Here is a 15,804-nt window from a genome sequence, read left to right as displayed (position 1 = left end):
AAAGGCCACAACGCCCGGACTTTAAAGCTGCCTGCGCCGACTTCGGGCAAATGGCACGCCCCGTCAGGCAAGAACCAGAAAACAACGACAACAGGAGACAGAAACCCGATGCTTAGGCTTTTTCTGCTGCGACACGCAAAATCATCCTGGTCGGACCCATCTCTGCACGACTTTGATCGCCCGCTGAACAAACGCGGCCAGAGAGACGCCCCAAAGATCGGACGTGTCATGAAAGCACGCCACTATAATCCGGACCGTATCCTATGCTCTTCGGCACAGCGCACCAAGGAAACCATGGCAGGGATCATCCCTAGCCTCACCGGCGACGTCAGCCTGAGGCTGCTGGATGCTCTGTACGAAGGCAACAATCCCGATTATCTCTCCCTCCTCAAGGAGAATGCCAGAAACAGCAAGAATCTGATGATCGTGGGTCACAATACCGGCCTTCAGGACATTGCTGTCGAGCTGGCCGGATCGGGAGATCCTGAGCTAATCATGCAGATGCGCGTGAAATATCCCACCGCCGCCCTTGCTATTCTGGAATTCAATTGCGGCGACTGGAATGACATTTCCCAAAAGTCCGGCCATCTGCTGGACTTCATCAAGCCAAAAGACATCGCCCATAACGAAGAAGAGCTGATTGTCGAAAATCCTGCCCCGACCTTCTTTCGCCGCTAGGAAAGCAACAGGCAGCCTAACCTAAACAGCAGCGACTCACAGTTCATCTTAGATGCAGGGAGAGGCCCTATAATGCCACTCCTTGCCTTGCCCTAAATCCCCCGCATTGATTGCAATCTCCCCTCTCCTCGCCTACATGCTAAAGAAACAAGCCTGAATGAGCCCCTTCGGCTCAGCGTCAGGCAGGCTGCAGCCTCAGAGAAGGAATCCGGCACCAATCGCATTCCCCATCCGGCGCGCCTTATCCATTTAAGAGGCGGAAGATATGAAAATCCTTGAAGAGCTTCGCATCGCAACGGCCAATCTGGCCGACTTCGCGAGCGATATGACAGAGCCATCGGTTCGCCTCGGGGTGACAGGCCTCGCCCGAGCTGGCAAGACCATCTTCATATCCTCCAGCCTGCACAATATCATCCATCGCGGACGCCTGCCCCGCTTCGAGGCCCACGCCACAGGGCGCATTGGTACCGCCGAAATCACGCCCCAACCAGACAGCCTGACTCCGCGTTTTCGCTATGAAGATCATGTCGCGGATTTGACCGACAAACGCATCTGGCCCTCCTCCACCAGCCGCACCAGTCAGGTGCGCCTGTCCCTGCGCTACCAGTCTCGCGACACCCTCAAACGCACCTTGCGATCTGATCGCCTCGCCCTTGACATCGTCGATTATCCGGGCGAGTGGCTACTCGATCTGACCCTGATGGATCACAGCTTCCAAAGCTGGTCAAAGCGCTCCTTCCAGCAGGCTCGACAACCGCTCTACAAGCCCTATTCCGAAGCTTGGATGGCCTATGCCAACAGCATCCAGAGCAAGATTGACGCGAACGAACAAGGCGACGAACCGGTACTGGAAACCATCGCCCGCGAAACAGCCAACAACTTTACCGCGTATCTTCTAAAAGCCAAAAAGGCGCGGGGGGCCTATGCTCTTCTCACGCCGGGGCGCTTTCTCATGCCCGGCGATTTGCAGGATAGTCCGGCCCTCACATTCGCCCCCTTGCCCGAAGCGCTCTATAGCAAGGATCGCAAGAGCCTGTGGGCGATCATGGAGCGTCGCTTCGAGGCCTACAAGACCTCCATCGTCCAGCCCTTCTATCGTGATCACTTCGCCCGCCTCGACCGGCAGATCGTTCTGATCGACCTGCTTGCAGCCCTTAACGAAGGCCCCGACACGCTGGCCGAGCTGGAAGATACCATCACAGAAATTCTGCGTGCCTTCCGTCCCGGCTCGCATTTCTGGCTGCGCAATCTCGTCTCCCGTCGCATCGACAAAATCCTCTTTGCAGCAACCAAGGCAGACCACTTGCACCACACCTCGCATGACCGGCTGGAAGGCATCCTCAGTCGCCTTGTTGAACGTGCAGCCAAGCGGGTAGAAGCCTCCGGTGCAGACTATGAGACCATGGCCATTGCGGCAGTCAGGGCAACACGGGAAGCCACCCTCACCGTTGAGGGAGACGAATTGCCCTCTCTTATCGGCATTCCGATGCAAGGTGAATCTCTGGGTGAGAATGAATTTGATGGAGAAACAGAATTCGCGTTATTTCCCGGAGACTTACCCAAAGATCCTGAATCAGTTTTCAAACGAGTTGAATCAGTTTCTCACCCCACTTACACCCCAAAAGCGGATTCAACACTTGAAGACAAAACCGGCCAAGTTGAATCACTTTCTCAACAGCCAGAGCATTTTGAAGACCCGCTCTGTTTTGTCCGCTTCAGGCCGCCAGAGCTCGACAAGGATGCCGAGGGTGTCGCTCGCTCGCTTCCCCATATTCGCCTTGACAGGGCCCTCGACTATTTGCTGGGAGATATTCTGAAATGACCAAGAACAACAACGCAGGAAACGATCAACCCAGCCCACGCAAGCGTGCACCCCGAGCCGTCAAGCTAGACCGAGGAGCCTATGGCGAAGACATTGCGCGCCCCTCGCCAGACACCGCCGCCACCCTGTCGATGACATCGGACTTCACACCAGACAGTGAGGACTATTTCGATAAGGTGAATGAGACAAGCGAGACCCGATACAAGCCCGTACGCAAACGTGGATGGTCTCTCTCCGCCTTCTTCTGGAGTGCCTTTTCAGGCATTGTGATGCTGGCCATCGGGCTTTGGCTCGACCGCCTGATCCGCGACCTTTTCGCCCGCTGGGATTATCTTGGCTGGGCAGGGCTGGCGCTTGTTGCCATCGCGATTTTGTCTCTTCTCTTCTTCGTTGCTCGGGAGCTTCTGGCCCTGCGTCGCCTCTCTCATCTGGACCATCTACGCGCCAAGGTTGAAGATATTTATCAAGAAGGCGACCGCAAGGACGCACAACAGATCGCCAACAATCTGCTCGATCTGTACAAGGAACAGCCGTCTTTATTCCGCGCCCGCCAGACCCTCAAACAGGACCTGCCACACCTCTTCGATCGGGAAGATATTCTCGCCCAGACAGAGCAGATTCTTATGCCTCCGATTGACCGTCTGGTGACCCATCGCGTCCATCAGGCGGCCAAGCGTGTAGCCGTGGTCACGGCCCTCAGCCCCCGCGCCCTATTCGATATCGTGGTGGTGCTGGTCGAGACCATCCGCATGGTCCGCTTCATTGCCGAGAGCTATGGCAACCGCCCCGGCTTTGTCGCCATGCTGCGCCTGACCGGACACATCGCCAGTCACCTCGCAGTAACGGGTGGCATGGCTGCAGGCGAAAGCCTGCTCCAGCAGATTGTCGGCCATGGCCTTGCCGCCCGCCTCTCTGCCAAGCTCGGCGAGGGTCTGCTCAACGGCATCTTGACCGCGCGCATTGGCCTGACCACCATCGCCCTTTGTCGCCCCATGCCCTTCATCACCGAACCACAGCCGCAGTTGGGGGCTGTCATAAAAACCCTCAGGGCCACATCCGAAGAGATGGAGAAGGAAGAAGAAGAGGAGCTGAGCGGCAAAAACAAAGGCACCAAACGCTAGGCTTATTGCCAGCCGAACCAAGGCGAGCAAACGCGACAAGCCATGCGCAAAGAGCGCCAGACGAATAGGACGATCAATTTTCTTGATTTGACGGGGTTGCGGAGCGCCTGCTAGATATCAGTTCCCTTCCGAGTTCGCTTTTTCAAAGGCTCCGTCATGAAAGCTTCCGCCGTTTCAGCCCGTTCTTGGCGCACCCCGTTTGTTTTGCTCATGCTTATGGCGGCCGCAAACCAGCTCGGCTTTGCCAGCTGGAATAATCTGCTCAACAATTTCGCAATCAATGAGGTCGGCTTTACCGGACGGGAAATCGGCATAGCCCAGTCCATTCGTGAGATTCCGGGCTTTCTGGCCTTCACCGCCATCTTCGTGTTGCTGATCATGCGCGAGCAGACCATGGCCTTTCTGGCTCTGGCCTTTCTCGGTGTGGGCGTGGCCATGACAGGCTTTTTGCCGACCATCTATGGCCTTTATTTCTCGACCATCATCATGTCCATCGGCTTCCACTATTATGAAACGGCGAACCAGTCCCTTTCGCTGCAGTGGCTACCCAAAGACAAAGCTCCCGCCATGATGGGACGCATCCTGGCAGTTGCAGCGACCGCACAGTTGGTGGCCTACGGCGTGATTTTTATCACTTGGAAAACGATGCATCTGTCTTACGAGACCGTCTTTCTGATCGGCGGATCGATGACGATCATCATGATTGCCGTTCTCTGGTTCCTCTTCCCACAATTTGAAGCCCCGAACCCGCAGCGCAAGAAGCTGGTCCTACGCCAGCGCTACTGGCTCTATTATGCCCTAACCTTCATGGGAGGCGCCCGCCGTCAGATCTTTACAGTTTTCGCTGGCTTCATGATGGTGGAAAAATTCGGCTATCGCGTGGATGAGATTGCAGCCCTGTTCTTCATCAACTGCCTCTTCAACATGATCTTTGCACCACAAATCGGCAAGTTCATCGGACGCTTTGGCGAGCGGCGCATGATGGGCATCGAGTATGTCGGCCTGTTCATCATCTTCACCTCTTATGCCTTCGTCTCAAGTCCATGGATGGCAGCCGCCCTCTATGTGGCAGACAATGCCTTCTTTGCCATGGCAATTGCGATGAAGACCTATTTCCAGAAGATTGCTGACCCAGCAGATATCGCCCCCACGGCAGGAGTGGCCTTTACCATCAACCATATCGCAGCCATCGTCATTCCCGCGGCTTTCGGCCTGATCTGGTTGATCAATCCAGCAGCCGTTTTCCTGCTCGGCTCCTGCATGGCAATCATTTCCTTCATCCTTTCCCGCTTCGTACCAAGACATCCGGAAGAAGGGCATGAGTGGGTTGGCAAGGCCCCTTCTGTTCCACAGCCAGCGGCCGAATAAAGGCAGAAGCTTAAGACAGAGTCAGAGCGCTCAGCGCTTACGCGCCACACCGACATGGTGGGTTCCCAGAATGCGGGTGCCCACCCCCAGGTCATAGATATCGTAGCGCTCCATTTCAAAGCCCGCCTGCTGAATGAGCACACCCGTGTCCCGGTTGAGATGACAGCCAGCCGCCATCCAGCGCCATGGCGCATTGAACCGGTCCTGAAGCCGCGCCACATGCCACTTGGGTGAACGGCCATGTTCGCAGAATAGAAGACGTCCATGCGGACGTAAAATGCGATGCGCTTCACCCAGAGCCGCCATCACGTTTGGTATGGAGCACAGACTGTAGGTGACAACCACAGTGTCCGCCGAAGCAGACGACAAAGACATCGCTTCTGCGCTCTCCACCAGCAACTCGGCGGGCAAATCCTGTTTGGCTATGGCCTTCTCACCCAAAAGAGGCAGGCCGTCATCGGGATTGACACCAATCAGGCTACGCACGGCGCTGCGGTCATAGTGGGGCAAGTTCAAACCGGAGCCAAAGCCGATTTCCACCACATCCCCTTGTGCCATTGGAACCACCTTGGCGCGCTGACGCGTAACCACAGGCAACCCGCATACAAGATGCACGCCAATCGACATGAAGCCTCCCAGAAGAGACCCCGCCCGTTTGCTTTTGCTGGCGCAACAGTCTGTCACCCCGCCTCCATCTCGTTAATATCGAATATACAAAACTACCAAACTCAATGTGCCCGATCCCTTCGCACGCTTCAATAAAAAAGCGAAGGCCTGCACCAGACCTTCGCTTGTCATAACGTCTTTGCCCTTAAGAGTAATACCCGTCAGGCTTGAGACTCGGGTATGCGCACCACGAGACCATCCAGTTCATCAGTCACCTTGATCTGACAGGAAAGGCGGCTCCGCTCATCGGCATCCTGAGCAAAATCCAGCATGTCCTCTTCCATGGCCCCCGGTTCGCCAGTCTTCTCGGCCCATGCCTCATCGACATAGACATGACAAGTCGCACAAGAACAGGCGCCGCCGCACTCGGCTTCAATTCCAGGAACGCCATTCTTGATGGCTGTTTCCATCACGGTCGCGCCTTCCTTGGCCTCCACGTCATACTGCGTCTCATCAAATGTAATATAAGTAATCTTCGGCATGAACTCAGCTCGCTGGTCTATTTTTGGTCAGGTTCCCTGCATATAGACAATTTTGCCGCGATTACAAAGAGGGCGAATTGTATCGAAGCGTAACTCATGTGCGCATTTTTGCGCAGCCCATCCACTGTCACTCTTTTTCAAGTAACGAGGCAATCTCGAGCATCGTTCTGTCAACAGCTCCTTTTAGAACCAGAATTTCACTCGACCGGTCGCCGCATGCCTTCTCTACAGCTTCCGCCGCAGAGGCTACGCTCCAGGCACCGATGCCACGAGCCGACCCCTTTATGCTATGGGCAATCTGGCTCGCCTCTTCAGAGGCAGAAACCAAACGGGGCATTGTCTCGCTCATATGACTCACAAAAAGGGATAGAACCTGCTTCTGCAGCTCCTCATCACCCATGGTCTGCCTGGCCAGATGATCCAGATCGAGGCCGCAATTTTGTGTATCCATGCCCACTTTTCTCTCCCCTTGAGTGGCCTTCACAGGAATCAAAATATTTTCCAAAATGGTTACCACGCGTTAACCATGTTTGCCGGATTCGCAGCGACTCGCCATAAATATTTTGTGCAATTTTGCATGTCTCGACAGCACAGGAGCAAACAAAATCATAAAGATAAAAAACACAGTAAACACATATAGTTAACAGGCGAGTCCTAATCCTCTCCCTGAGACACCCCTCGACATCATGCTATTTTGGTTAACAGCTTGAGAGGACTCATGAAAAATAGTAGTTCCTTTGCCTTTCCTCTCCTTGTACGATGCGTCCCAATATGTTGGACACTCTTTTCTATCCACCTTGCCCCCGCAGCGCATCGGTTGCGGACGTCCGGGAGCTATGTGCGCACGGATACCAGGATACAAGGATCCCCGGATAGGAATAGTGACGATAAGGTTTGACCCTTTAGGGGTTTGTCACTCGCAAGAGGCTAGTTCCGTCCGGTTTGGCGGGAGTACGAGTGAAAGGCCCGATGCAAGTATTGAGTAGAACAAGGCTAGAGCAGACATGGTAACGAAGTCTCCAAAGATTCAGGATCCGACAGAAGCGGCTCTGTCAGCGGTTGAAGATGCTTTGAAAATGGATTTCGACGTCTCCGAAGAGACCAATGAATCCAAGCCGAAAGACGACGCTGACACGGCCAGAGACGCCGCGGGCGATAAGGCAACAGCCAAAGGCGAAGGGCGAGGCAACAAGATCAAGCCAAGGCCAGCCAATGACGATCAGCAATCGGTCGGCCATCTGCTGCATTCCCTACAGCAGCCACCAAGCTCAGCGCCTTACATGTTTGCCTCGATCCTGTCGCTCTTCTGGGTTGCCATCGGCGGGGGCCTGTTCTTCATGGGCTTTGGCGGTGAGCAAATCGCTCAGGACGGCTTTGCATCACTGATGGATTCGCCTGCAGCTCTTGCTGCCATGGCCGGCATCTTCCTGCCGGTGATCCTGTTCTTCATGATGGCCTACATTGTTGTTCGGGCGCATGAAATGCGTCAGGTCTCCAACGCCATGACGCAGGTCGCTATGCGTCTTGTAGAGCCAGAAAATGTGGCTAAGGAATCCGTCGTCAATGTTGGTCAGGCCATTCGCCGCGAAGTGGCCTCCATGAGCGACGGCATCGAACGGGCTCTGGCCCGCGCTTCCGAGCTGGAAGTGATGGTGCATAACGAAGTATCTTCGTTGGAACGCGCCTACACTGAAAACGAGCTGCGCATTCGCTCGCTGATTGACGAACTGATCACCCAGCGCGAAGCCATCGTGACCAACTCCGAACGCGTTCGCGCCTCCATTTCCGGTGCCCATACCAGCCTCTCCGACGAGCTGAGCACCACCAGCGAGTCGATCTCCAAAAGCGTTTCCGATGCGGGTTCTCGCGTTACCCTATCTCTGGCCGAAAAAGGCGAGCAGATCACCATTGCGCTGGCCAACGCTGGCGAGACCATGGTCAATGTGCTTTCCAACCGCGGTTCCGATCTGGTGGATCGCCTCTCCACCACAGGCGCCAACGTGACCGAGTCTCTGACCGATGCCGGTCAGTCCATTACCAATCAGCTCAGCATGTCTGGCACCGACATTTCCCAGAAACTGGAAATGACCGGTAGTGACCTGACCAGCCAGCTCGCCAGCATCGGCCATGAAGTAACCGATCGCTTCATCGGCGCAGGTCAGGAACTGACCTCCACCCTCTCCCAGACTGGCGAGACGGTAACCCAGAATATCGCCGAAGTCGGCGCGGGGCTGAACACCAATCTGCAGTCCATCGGCAATGACGTAACGGCCAACCTGTCAACCACCGGCAACGCGCTCACCAGCGAGTTGAAGTCCATTGGCTCGGAAGTCACCGAGAATCTTGCCTACACCGGCAGTTCCCTGACAAGCGAGTTGAAATCCATCGGCACCGAGGTTACGACCAATCTGGCCGACACGGGCAACAGCCTCACCGGCGAGTTCAGAACCATCGGCGCGGAAGTCACCGCGAACCTCTCCACCACCGGCGGCGCCCTCAGCACCGAGCTGCGCACCATCGGTACGGAAGTCACCGAAAATCTGGCCAACACCGGCAATTCTCTCAGCAGCGAGCTGAAAACCATCGGCACCGAGGTTACCGAGAATATCGCAACCACCGGCCAGTCTTTGACGGACAATCTCAGAAGCTTCGGTTCTGAAGTTACGACGAACCTCGCCGACACCGGCGGTTCCATCACGTCCGAACTGCGCGAAATCGGCACGTCTGTCACCGGCAGCCTGACGGAAATCAGCTCCACAATGACCCTCTCTATGTCCGAGACAGGGTCCACAGTGGCCGAAAATATCCGTACGCAGGGCACAGAGATCGTGTCTGCCATCACCGAACGCTCCTCCGAAGTTTCCCAGGCCCTCAAAGGCACTGGCGATGCGCTCCTGGTGGATCTGTCGCTGCGCGGCACGGAAATCAACGAAAAGCTGGACGAGACGGGCACCAACATTGCCCAGACCATTTCCAGAACCGGCGAAACGCTCACCCAGCGCATGACGCAGACCGGAACCCATATTTCCGAAACCCTGTCAACGCAAGGCGAGCAGTTCACCATCAAGCTCGACACCACAGCAGAGCGCATTCATCAGACGGTCACCGTCAAGGGCGGCGAGCTCAACGAGCAGCTTGAAGCCCATGCCTCCAATCTGGGCTCCATGCTGGATGAACGCACAAGCAGCATGAGCATTGTGCTTGAGACCCAGTCCAAGGCTATGTCCGAAAATCTCGAAGAAGCCACGGGCAAGGCAACAGACGCGCTCAATTCCCGCTCCATGGAAGTCACCGAACGCCTCGCCATGGTCGGCACCGAGATCGCCAAGGTCATTGCCCAGCGCGGCAACAAGGTCAAAGACCTATTCGAAAGCGCCGGAGGCGAGCTCACCAACGCCCTGCAAGGTCAGAGCGAAGAGATCCGCATCGCCATGGAAGAACGCGTCAAGGCGTTCGACGATGTCATTACCGTCGGTGGCACCAATCTCGTCAGCCATCTTGGCGATCGCCTCGACAATCTCAGCCAGTCCATGGATCAGCGCATCAACTCGCTTGACCAGACCTTGTTCGCACGGGCCGGTGAAATTGAAAGCATGCTGGATAACCGCCTTGAAGGCTTCTCGGTCAGCGTTTCGGCGCGTGCTGAAGAAGTGGCCAACGCACTCACCAGCCGCACCGAAACATTCGAGCAGGAAATTGCGACACGCCTGAGCGGCTTCGAAGACAATGTCTCCAGCCTGACGATGAATTTCGCCACCAAGGCCGACACGCTCAATACCGCACTGGAAGAGCGCACCACAAGGCTCGACGAAACCCTCGATTCCCGGGCACGCAATATCAACGAAACGCTGCTTGAGCGCACCCGCGATATCGCGCAGGCCTACTCGCAAGGGCAGAATGACATCAACGAGAGCATGGACAAGCGTCTCACTCTGGTTGGCGAAACCCTGTCCCGTCAGGCACACGAGCTTACCGAAACCCTGTCGGATCGTGTTGCCGAGATCAACGTCTCCCTTGGCAGCAAGGTCTTCGAGGTTGCAGAAACTCTCGACAGCCGGTCTGCACAGATCGAGGCTATCCTCAATGATCGCCTGAATGCGATCTCCACCAACTTCGCAACCGAAAGCGCCAAGGCTCGCGACGCTCTCGCCTCCACGCTGACGACGGCAAGTGCCGAAATCACCGAGAAGACCGAGAACTTCAACGCTGTCCTCGGGTCGCGTTCGGCTGAGCTTTCCTCCATTCTGGATGAAAAAGGCAACTCCGTGGTTCAGGCTCTGGATAGCAGAAGCCAGAGCATCACTGAAACCTTCCAGAAAGCGGGTGAAAGCATCATTCACAGCCTCTCCAGCCGCGGTGGCGAAATTGCACGCGCCGTTGCTCAGGAAAGTGCACGAGCCTCCCAGACCCTCGCCGAAACGGGCGACCATCTGGTCAGCGCCATCAACGACAACAGCTCACGCGCCACGGAAACGCTCAACGAGAGCACGAGCCGTGCCGTTCAGGCGATTACCGAAAACACTGATCGATCCGTTGGCTCTTTGACCAACAGCACCGATCGCGCAGCGCACACCATGTCCGAAAGCGCCCAGATGGCTGTTCAGACGCTCGAGGAAAGCACATCGCGCACGCAGAGGGCCCTTTCCGCCAGCGCGGAAATGGCAGCCAAGGCACTCAACGAAAGCTCAAGCACGACCCTTGCAGCCTTCGAGGATACATCAAGACGCGCTGTATCGGCCCTCACCGAGAATTCCAGCGAAACCCTTGCGGCCTTTGAAAACACCTCGCGACGCACGGTTACCGCAATTACGGAAAGCTCAAGTGGCACTCTGGAAGCCCTTGAAGAAGGCTCCCGTCGTGCAGTCGAAGCCATCAGCCAAAGCTCCAACGGCACCCTTGCCGCCTTGGATGAAGGCTCACGGCGCGCTGTATCCGCGCTTTCTGAAAGCTCCCGTCAGGCGGTTGAGACCATTGGCGAGAAATCCAATGAAACCCTCACTGCCATGGACGAAAGCTCCAAGCGCACTGTGGAAGCGCTTACCATCAGCTCCGATCAGGCAAGAAGCGCATTGGAAGCCTCTTCGAGCAATCTGGTCAAGGCCATTGCCCAGAGCAGCCACGACGCTATTGTCAAGCTCGACACGTCCAACAAGCGACTGGTGGAAGCAATGCGCATAGCCTCGGACGAAGCCAGCCAGTCCATGAGCAGCACCAACGAATTGCTGCGGGCGGATGGCACAGAGATTGTCGAGCGGCTCAAGCATGCCAACGACACGCTCTCCGAGCTGCTGCTCAATGCCGGTCACAGTCTGTCGACCATCGAGACCAGCCTGTCCGATCAGACCAACCAGTTCCGCACGGTCGTGGAAACGGTGGTCAACGAAGCAGGCAACTCGACCAATCAGCTTACCGGCCATGTGCATGACCTTCGCGATGTTTCCAACAGCATCCTTGGTCAGGTGGCCTCTCTTACCGACAAGTTCGAGGAGCAGGCCTCCGCTCTGGTCAACACGACCCGCATCATGGAATCCACCAATGATCGCCTTGAAGGCTCGGTCGAGGAACGACGCGCCATGCTTGTCAGCATGACTGAAGACCTCTCCCAGCGGACAGAAGCCATCGAGAATGTGCTCAACAACTTCACCTCGATCATTGCCAGCACCCTGAGCACAGCCGAAGGCCGCGCACGGGATGTGGGCATGCTGCTCAGCCAGAGCACCGAAGGGGTTTCCAAAGAGGTCATGGACCAGCTCGAACAGCTGCGTATCAATGCAGCGTCCGAAGGGCGCCGTGCAGCGGAATCCATTCGTGCCGTGCAGCGTGAAATGAGCGAGGAAATGGCCCAGTCCATGTCCGATGCCAACACACGCTTCGAGCAAGCCACACAGGACATTCGTACCATCACGCAAGAAATCAAGCGAGACCTGGATGTCACCCGCTCCGAGCTCAAACAGGGCCTCAGCGAACTGCCAACCGAAACCCGTGAGGCAACCGGCGCCATGCGTCGTGTGGTCTCCGAGCAGATCGACGCCCTCAAGGAACTGTCCCGCGTGGTACAGCGCCATGGCAACATGTTCGATACGGTGCCCGCATCGGATCGTTCCAACCAGCAGCGCAACAATGCACCAGCAGCGAGCAACCAGCAGCGTCCGCTGCCACCTGCTCAGCAGCCAGCCAGACAGCCTGAACCACAGCCACAGCCTCAGCAGCAACCGCAGCAGACGGCAAGCAACTATGCGCCGCAGAGCACTAGAGAAGAACCCGAAGGTCGCTCCGGCGGCTGGGTCTCAGATCTGCTGCGTCGGGCCTCCCAGCCAGAGGACAACATTCCTCAGCCGGGCGATGCCGAGGCACTGGCTCCCATTTCCAAGGATATCATCCGCGGGATTGATACCAACAACCAGTCGGAAGCATGGGAAAGCTATCGCCGCGGCGAAGGCGGAAGCTTCACACGGCGGCTCTACACTCTGAAAGGTCAGCAGACCTTTGAAGATGTGCGCATGCGCTACCAGCGTGACACAGACTTCCGCAATACGGTGAACCGCTATGTCGGCGATTTCGAGCGCATTCTGGATGACATCTCCAGAAAGGATAGAGACGGAAGCTCGACCATGAACTATCTGACCTCTGATACCGGCAAGATCTACACCATGCTTGCCCATGCCAGTGGCCGGTTGGGATAGCAGGATCAGGCAAGAGGAACCAATCCTCTTGCCTCTCTCCCTCCCGCAGATAGATTTTCAGACACAAAAAAAGGGTGCCAGCACGGCACCCTTTTTCATGACATATATAACGGAGGCAACGCCTTGCTGGGCTGTCAGGAACGGTCAGCTGAACTGAGCTACACGATCACGCAGATCAAGAAGTTCTTCTTCTTCCTCTTCGGAAGAAGCCAGCTCTTCATTCAAAGCCTTGTCAAAGATATCAGCAGAAGCAAAAATATCCGGCTCGCCGTCTTCGGCTGCGGGCATGGCTTCGGCTTCATCCTGTGCGGTTACATCAGTATCAGCGGAGGCCTCTACGGACGGCTCTTCTGCATCAGTTGAAGCAAAGATATCGGCTTCCTGATCTTCAACACTCGTAGCAGCCTCAGGCTCAACAGCCTCCATATCATCGGCAGCATCGGTATCAACGTCTGCTTCAGCCGCCCAATCAAGATCCTGCATATCCATGACGTCGGCATCAACAGTGTCAACATCAACCACTTCATCAACTACGTCTGCCGCTTCATCGGCAGTCCATTCGGCCATTTCGTCCGAAGGCATTTCCGCTGAGCTACCTTCATCTGTCTCATCACCTTCAGACGCCGTTGCAAACAGCGCGTCGGCTGCATCCTGGCTCATCTCGGCAGAAAGATCGCTCTCTTCCTCAATAGCTTCGTTTGATGAGGCTTCATCAGAACCTGCCGTATCGAACAGGGCGTCGACATCGCTCTGGTCAGACTGTGCGTTATTGTCAAACAACGCATCAACATCATTCTGGTCGGCTTCTTCATAAAGATCCGGAGCACTGAACAGATCATCAACGTCGTCTTGTCCAACCCCCTCGCCTTCAAGGGCGGGGCCATTGAGCAGATGGGCATCGGGACGTTTGTCATGGCGTCGGTGATCATGCTGATCCACTTCCACGCCCTCGGCTTCGAAGCCCCAGATATCAATCATGGAATTGATGCGGCTTTCGACATAGCGCATGGCATCCACAATTTTTCTGATCCGCTGGCCGGTCAGATCCTGGAAGGAGCACGCCATATAAATGTTGGTTGCTTCCATATCCAGCTCGTCGCACTTGTCGCTGTCAGCGCCCATTTCGCGCAACGTCCAAGCGAATTCCTGAATTTTTTCAGCAGCACCCAGAATATCTCCGGTTGCACTTTCTGTTTGAGAAACAATGGCATCAAGCTCAACCGTTGCGCGCTCGAAGCGCTCGGAACCCTGATTGTCTTCATGTTTGATTTGAGCGATTTCCGTTTTGGTGCGTTCAATGGCATTGGCCATATCCGTCAGATCCATGCGAACCTGATGCATCAGCGAGGACGGAGCTCTTTCTCGTACGACCGTTTTTTCCAGTTTATCGATCGCGGTCAATAGAGTATCAGTATCTGCATTCCGATTTCTACGGGCATATTCCGCCAAGAACCAGCGACCTCTCGCAGTTTCCATCACGGCGGCTTCGATCGCCAGATAGTCCTCTTGTCGCAGTGGTGTAGGTGGCATTGGTTTGCTGCTCATGGTTCAGACCAAGTTCCTATCATTATTGGCGCGAATCACGCTCGGTATACGCATTCTCACTGCCTGATGCTACAGGCCAAGTCTTAACGCAATTTTACTTTTCAGCAGGCAAATCCGCGATGCCCCCCCCAATTCAGCAAAAATACGCGCTGCGCATGTCGCTTTTTTATGCCGGGTTTTTCTTTCCTTTTGGTATTTACGTACCCTTTTTCGGGATCTGGCTGAAGAGTCTGGCCTTTAGTCCAGAGGAGATCGGGTTGGTATTAACCATACCCATGATTGCACGCGTGGTTTTTACGCCCCTTATGGCGGCAATATCGGACAAAATCGGCGACCGGCGGCTGGCTCTGCGCATCTATTGCAGCTTTTATGGCCTGACCTTTGTCTTGATTATGCTTAACGACAGCCTTATCTGGATCGCGTTAGTTATGGCATTATCACATATCGCCCAAAGTGCCATCATCCCCGTGGGAGACTCTCTGGCGCTGGCTGGTACACGCCGCTTCGGGCTTGATTATGGGCGCATGCGCAGTTCGGGCACCCTCGCCTTTCTGGCAGCCAATCTCGCAGGCGGCCTTTTCATGGAGCATTTTGGCGCCAACAAGCTGATCTGGTTGCTGGTTATCGGCAATATGCTGCATATCATCTTCTCGGTTTCCCTACCCATAGATCCCCGTCGGATCGACAACAAGGCGCTGGCGAAAGGCACGCGGCTGGATTGGGCCCAATTGAAGCAATTCGGGCAAGGCTGCTTCTGGATCATCCTCGTGTCGGCCTCCCTCCTTCAGGCATCGCACAGCATGCTCTATTCTTTTTCTGCGATCTACTGGACCAAGATCGGCGTCTCGGCCAACATGACGGGCCTTTTGTGGTCCATGGCCTCCGTGTCCGAAATCATTCTGTTTCGCTATTCCAAGAAGATATCTGCCATATTCGACTGGCGAGCACTGTTGAAGATTGCAGCTCTGATCGCGATTGTCCGCTGGGCCACCTTCCCTCTGGAGCTGCCAACATACGGTTATCTACTGCTACAGGTGCTCCATGCGGGAAGCTTTGGCTGTGCACATCTGGGCGCCATGTTCTTCATCAATGAAACCGTCGACGACGAACTTTCAGGCACAGCACAGGGGCTCTATACCATGCTCACGGGCCTTCTATCAGCCATCGCAACGACCGCCTCGGGATTCCTTTATGCCGAATTTGAAGGTGCCGCATTCCTGACCATGAGCCTCATTGCCCTTCTGGCTTTGAGCCTGTTGATGCTGAGCAGGTGGGTTCCACTCACTCATATAAGGGTCAATGGCGCCAGCAAATAGTCTCCCTCAGAGAGGACACCACAATTTACCCTCTGCAAAGGCATGAATTTCCTGTATAAAAGACAGGGAATCTGGCATGCCTCGGGTAGGACGATATCCGGATCGCGTATGATTTTATCGATT

At 55.6% G+C, this 15,804-nt stretch carries 10 protein-coding genes; 6 read left to right on the top strand and 4 right to left on the bottom strand.

All coding sequences use genetic code 11. The features are described from left to right. Positions 1–108 precede the first annotated feature (108 nt). The 4 genes from ACKPCT_RS01735 (at position 109) to ACKPCT_RS01720 (ending at position 4,989) form a co-directional block, all read left to right on the top strand. Positions 109–678, top strand: a complete 570-nt coding sequence (locus ACKPCT_RS01735; protein WP_175528131.1) for a SixA phosphatase family protein — start codon at positions 109–111, stop codon at positions 676–678. Between the two features lie 265 nt (positions 679–943). After that, on the top strand, positions 944–2,500 hold the full coding sequence (locus tag ACKPCT_RS01730) for a YcjX family GTP-binding protein (RefSeq protein ID WP_319568199.1): 1,557 nt from the start codon (positions 944–946) through the stop codon (positions 2,498–2,500). Further along, positions 2,497–3,621, top strand: coding sequence for a YcjF family protein (locus ACKPCT_RS01725; RefSeq protein WP_090074303.1), 1,125 nt, complete (start codon positions 2,497–2,499; stop codon positions 3,619–3,621). The genes ACKPCT_RS01730 and ACKPCT_RS01725 overlap by 4 nt, the downstream gene beginning before the upstream one ends. Positions 3,622–3,777: 156 nt before the next feature. After that, a complete protein-coding gene (locus ACKPCT_RS01720; RefSeq protein WP_210186787.1) occupies positions 3,778–4,989 on the top strand; it encodes an MFS transporter in 1,212 nt (403 codons plus the stop codon). Between the two features lie 30 nt (positions 4,990–5,019). Here ACKPCT_RS01720 and ACKPCT_RS01715 read toward each other — a convergent pair whose 3' ends face one another. The 3 genes from ACKPCT_RS01715 to ACKPCT_RS01705 all read right to left on the bottom strand — a co-directional run bounded on the left by ACKPCT_RS01715 (position 5,020) and on the right by ACKPCT_RS01705 (position 6,588). After that, the gene (locus ACKPCT_RS01715) at positions 5,020–5,673 is read right to left on the bottom strand and encodes a class I SAM-dependent methyltransferase (protein ID WP_319568198.1); all 654 of its coding nucleotides are present in this window, start codon (positions 5,671–5,673) and stop codon (positions 5,020–5,022) included. A gap of 143 nt (positions 5,674–5,816) precedes the next feature. After that, a complete protein-coding gene (locus ACKPCT_RS01710) occupies positions 5,817–6,137 on the bottom strand; it encodes a 2Fe-2S iron-sulfur cluster-binding protein (RefSeq protein ID WP_090074300.1) in 321 nt (106 codons plus the stop codon). 127 nt (positions 6,138–6,264) lie between these two features. Continuing rightward, positions 6,265–6,588 (bottom strand): Hpt domain-containing protein, encoded by a 324-nt coding sequence (locus ACKPCT_RS01705; RefSeq protein WP_090074298.1) that lies wholly within the window; start codon positions 6,586–6,588, stop codon positions 6,265–6,267. 553 nt (positions 6,589–7,141) lie between these two features. Here ACKPCT_RS01705 and ACKPCT_RS01700 point away from each other — a divergent pair. Continuing rightward, on the top strand, positions 7,142–12,820 hold the full coding sequence (locus ACKPCT_RS01700) for an apolipoprotein A-IV repeat region-like domain-containing protein (protein ID WP_319568197.1): 5,679 nt from the start codon (positions 7,142–7,144) through the stop codon (positions 12,818–12,820). A 144-nt stretch (positions 12,821–12,964) separates the two neighbouring features. Here ACKPCT_RS01700 and ACKPCT_RS01695 read toward each other — a convergent pair whose 3' ends face one another. Further along, entirely contained in the window at positions 12,965–14,350 is a 1,386-nt protein-coding gene (locus tag ACKPCT_RS01695) for a protein phosphatase CheZ (RefSeq protein WP_319568196.1), read from the bottom strand. Positions 14,351–14,484: 134 nt separating this feature from the next. Between ACKPCT_RS01695 and ACKPCT_RS01690 the strand changes: the two genes are divergently transcribed. After that, a complete protein-coding gene (locus tag ACKPCT_RS01690; protein ID WP_319568195.1) occupies positions 14,485–15,681 on the top strand; it encodes an MFS transporter in 1,197 nt (398 codons plus the stop codon). Positions 15,682–15,804: the final 123 nt, after the last annotated feature.

Source organism: Cohaesibacter marisflavi (assembly GCF_963665895.2).
GTDB lineage: Bacteria > Pseudomonadota > Alphaproteobacteria > Rhizobiales > Cohaesibacteraceae > Cohaesibacter > Cohaesibacter marisflavi.
Note: the sequence above shows the minus strand (reverse complement) of the source record. Positions and strands in the feature narration are given on the sequence as shown.

Coding starts and splice junctions, on each gene's coding strand:
- ACKPCT_RS01735 (WP_175528131.1), top strand. CDS start 109: ATGCTTAGGCTTTTTCTGCTGCGACACGCAAAATCATCCTGGTCGGAC.
- ACKPCT_RS01730 (WP_319568199.1), top strand. CDS start 944: ATGAAAATCCTTGAAGAGCTTCGCATCGCAACGGCCAATCTGGCCGAC.
- ACKPCT_RS01725 (WP_090074303.1), top strand. CDS start 2,497: ATGACCAAGAACAACAACGCAGGAAACGATCAACCCAGCCCACGCAAG.
- ACKPCT_RS01720 (WP_210186787.1), top strand. CDS start 3,778: ATGAAAGCTTCCGCCGTTTCAGCCCGTTCTTGGCGCACCCCGTTTGTT.
- ACKPCT_RS01710 (WP_090074300.1), bottom strand. CDS start 6,137: ATGCCGAAGATTACTTATATTACATTTGATGAGACGCAGTATGACGTG.
- ACKPCT_RS01705 (WP_090074298.1), bottom strand. CDS start 6,588: ATGGATACACAAAATTGCGGCCTCGATCTGGATCATCTGGCCAGGCAG.
- ACKPCT_RS01700 (WP_319568197.1), top strand. CDS start 7,142: ATGGTAACGAAGTCTCCAAAGATTCAGGATCCGACAGAAGCGGCTCTG.
- ACKPCT_RS01695 (WP_319568196.1), bottom strand. CDS start 14,350: ATGCCACCTACACCACTGCGACAAGAGGACTATCTGGCGATCGAAGCC.
- ACKPCT_RS01690 (WP_319568195.1), top strand. CDS start 14,485: ATGCCCCCCCCAATTCAGCAAAAATACGCGCTGCGCATGTCGCTTTTT.